Here is a 3201-nt window from a genome sequence, read left to right as displayed (position 1 = left end):
GGTCAGCATCCGCCGCGCCGTCCCCGCCGCGCGCCTCGCCGAGTACGACGCCGCCTGGGGGCGCCTGCACGCGGCGGCGGCGGCGCGCAGGGCCCACGCCTGGCGCTTCCGCTCGGCGGACGTGGAGGACCTGTACCTGGAGTTCCTGGAGTTCGGGACGGAGGAGGACCTGCGCGGGGATGCCGACGCGCTGGACGCCATCCGGGCGCTCCACGAGGCGTTCGGCGATCCCTACCCCGCCCCGATGACGCTGGAAGAGTGGATCGAGATCCCCACCCCCGCACCCGACCCGACGTGACCGACCGCGACCGACTCCTCCGCCTGCTGGTGGAGCGCTCCCTCCGCCTGGGCGACTTCGTGCTCGCCTCGGGCGCGCGCAGCCGCTACTACATCGACTGCCGCACCACCACCACCCACGCCGAGGGGCAGTACCTGGTGGGACGGCTGGGGCTGGAGCTGCTCGACGGCGCCGGCCTCGCCCCCGCCACGGTGGGGGGGCTCACCATGGGCGCCGACCCGGTGGCGTACGCCGTGGCGCACGCTTCGTGGATCGCGGGGCGCCCGGTCCACGCCTTCTCCGTGCGCAAGGAGGCCAAGGAGCATGGTACGGGGAAGCGGATCGAGGGGTGCTTCGCCGCGGGCGACCCGGTGGTGGTGGTGGAGGACGTGATCACCAGCGGCGGGAGCGCCCTGCGCGCCTGCGACGCGGTGCGGCAGGCGGGGGGGGCGGTGCTGGGGGTGCTCGCCCTGGTGGACCGGGAGGGGGGCGGGCGCGAGGCGATCGAGGCGGCGGGGTACCCCGTCCACGCGCTCTTCCGCGTGTCGGAGCTGCTCGCCGAGGCGGGAGAGCCGGGATAGGGGGACGAGTGGCGGACGGAGAAAAGTGGACAGAGTTGACAGCGGTGGGGGTGCGGGTGCATCTTGCGGGCGTCGCCGAGATGCCCCTCACCCGCGCCCCGCCGATGACTCGAGAGCTGCCCCCCGCCGCCGACCGCGTTCCCGACATCCTGGACGTCGCCCTCCGGGCGCTGGAGCTGCTGGACCAGGCGGTGGGGCGCGCCGCGCGGCTGCCCCCCCGCGATCGCGACCGGGTGCGCGAGCACCTGCTGGCGCCGCGGAACCACCTGCGGAGCACCACGGACGCGCTCCGGCGGAAGCTGGAGCGGGAGGCGGAGGTGAGGACGGCGATGCGGACCTGACGAGCGCCGCCGTCCGGCGACCTTCGAGCGGGCGCGCCCTGTGCGGGAGCGTCCGCTCTTCACGTCCGCAGGATCCCCGTCCCTACCTACCAGGAAGCGAGGTGTCCATGACGGAGAGCCAGGCGGCCCCGCGGGAGCTCGGCAGGGCCGAGGTCGCGGCGCAGCTCCGCGCGCTGGGCCTCCGGGAGGGCGGGGTGCTGCTCGTGCACACCTCCTTCCGCGCCGTGCGGCCGGTGGAGGGGGGACCGCGCGGCCTGATCGAGGCGCTCCGGGACACCCTGGGCCCCCGGGGCACGCTGGTGATGCCGGCCTGGACGGGAGAGGACGACGAGCCCTTCGATCCGGCCGCCACCCCGGCGTCGCCGGACCTGGGCGTCGTCGCCGACACCTTCTGGCGGCTCCCCGGCGTGGCGCGGAGCACCCACCCGTTCGCGTTCGCCGCGGCCGGCCCGCTGGCGGAGCGGGTCACGGCGGGTCCCCTTCCCATTCCGCCGCACGCCCCCGGGAGCCCGGCGGGCCGCGTTCACGAGCTGGACGGGCAGGTGCTCCTCCTGGGGGTGGGCCACGACGCGGACACCACGCTCCACCTGGCGGAGCTGCTCGCAGGCGTCCCGTACCGCGTGCCGAAGCACTGCACGGCGCTCCGGGACGGGCGCCCGGTCCGGGTGGACTACCTGGAGAACGACCACTGCTGCGAGCGCTTCGCCCTGGCGGACGGATGGCTGCGCGCGCGGGGGCTGCAGGCGGAGGGGCGGGTGGGACACGCGCACGCACGGCTCGCGCGGGCACGGGACGTGGTGGAGGTCGCGCTGGAGCACCTGGCCGCGGATCCGCTGCTCTTCCTCCACCCTCCCGGGGCGGGGTGCGCCGAGTGCGACGCGGCGAGGGCGAGCGTCAGAGGAGCGCCCGCCTCTTCACCTCCAGGTAGCGGTTGACGGCGGCGGTGACGGAGTCTTCCGGGCGGGTGTCGGCCACCAGCACCCCGGCGCGCTGCATGGCGGCGAGCGCCGCGGCGCGGGCCTGCAGCAGCTCCTCGGCGGCCGCGCGCCGGAAGACGGCGGGCTCGTCCTCGACGGGTGCCACGGCGGCGGCCTCCAGCTCGGGGTTGCGGATGGCGACGGCGAGCGGGAGGTGGCGCGAGGCGGAGCGGATCAGGTGGGAGACGAGCGCGCCGGAGGCCTCGGCGTCGATGACGTCGGTGAAGATCACCAGGAGCGAGCGGCGGCGGAGCTGGCTCGCCAGGTAGGTGAAGGCCGCGGGGTAGTTGGGCTCCACCATCCGCGCCTGCACGCTCCCCAGCGCGTCGGCCAGCCGGGCGAGGGAGAGCTGCGACGGGGGGAGGTACTGCTCCACCCGGTCCGCGAAGACCAGGAGCCCCACGCGGTCACCGTGGCTCCCCGCCACGTCGGCCAGGAGGAGGGCGGCGGAAAGGGCGTGGTCGATCCGCTCGCGCCCGCCGATCCGCTGCGTCATCAGCCGCCCGGCGTCGATGGCGAGGAGCACGTTCTGGCGCCGCTCGGCTTCGTACTGCCGCACCGTGAGCGTCCCCCGCCGCGCGCTGGCCTTCCAGTCCAGCGTGCGCGGGTCGTCGCCGCGCACGTAGTCCCGCAGCGACTCGAACGATCCCCCCTCCCCCCGCTGGCGGACGCTGCGGATCCCCGCATCGCGCAGCCGGTGCCGGAGCCCGAGCAGGCGGTGGCGCCGGACCTCCATCACCCCCGGCTGCACCCGCAGCGGGTCCGCCCGGCGCTCCCGCCGCTGCACCCACACCAGCCCCAGCGGCCCCGCCACGCGCAGGTGCAGGTCGCCGTACGCGCCGTCCCCGCGCTCGGCCGCCCGCACCCGGTACGTCGCCACGGCGTCCCGCCGCGGCGGGACGACCAGCTCGTGGAACTCCGGTCCCTCGGCGACGAGGAGCGGCGGGAGGTCGTCGGCCACGCGCAGGCGGACCGTGCGGTCCGTGGCGTTGGTGGCGAGGAGCCGCACCTCGGCCGTTCCGCCC

General features: G+C 76.3%; 5 protein-coding genes. 4 read left to right on the top strand and 1 reads right to left on the bottom strand.

What is annotated here, in order from left to right; genetic code table 11:
* The 4 genes from VGR37_19975 to aac(3)-IV all read left to right on the top strand — a co-directional run.
* On the top strand, window positions 1-298 hold a 298-nt coding region (locus tag VGR37_19975; protein HEV2149689.1), incomplete at its 5' end, for a hypothetical protein.
* A complete protein-coding gene (gene pyrE, locus VGR37_19970; protein ID HEV2149688.1) occupies window positions 295-858 on the top strand; it encodes an orotate phosphoribosyltransferase in 564 nt (187 codons plus the stop codon). The genes VGR37_19975 and pyrE, both read left to right, overlap by 4 nt.
* Before the next feature lie 104 nt (window positions 859-962).
* Window positions 963-1199 (top strand): hypothetical protein, encoded by a 237-nt coding sequence (locus tag VGR37_19965; GenBank protein ID HEV2149687.1) that lies wholly within the window; start codon window positions 963-965, stop codon window positions 1197-1199.
* Window positions 1200-1306: 107 nt separating this feature from the next.
* A complete protein-coding gene (gene aac(3)-IV / locus VGR37_19960) occupies window positions 1307-2134 on the top strand; it encodes an AAC(3)-IV family aminoglycoside N-acetyltransferase (protein HEV2149686.1) in 828 nt (275 codons plus the stop codon).
* On the opposite strand, the gene VGR37_19955 is transcribed toward aac(3)-IV, so the two are convergent.
* Window positions 2094-3201, bottom strand: a 1108-nt coding sequence (locus VGR37_19955) for a DUF58 domain-containing protein (GenBank protein HEV2149685.1), incomplete at its 5' end; no start/stop codon positions are given. The genes aac(3)-IV and VGR37_19955 overlap by 41 nt on opposite strands.

This window comes from Longimicrobiaceae bacterium (assembly GCA_035936415.1).
Taxonomy (GTDB): Bacteria; Gemmatimonadota; Gemmatimonadetes; order Longimicrobiales; family Longimicrobiaceae; genus JAFAYN01.
The sequence above is the reverse complement of the archived record's forward strand: the minus strand, read 5'-3'. Positions and strand labels throughout refer to the sequence as shown.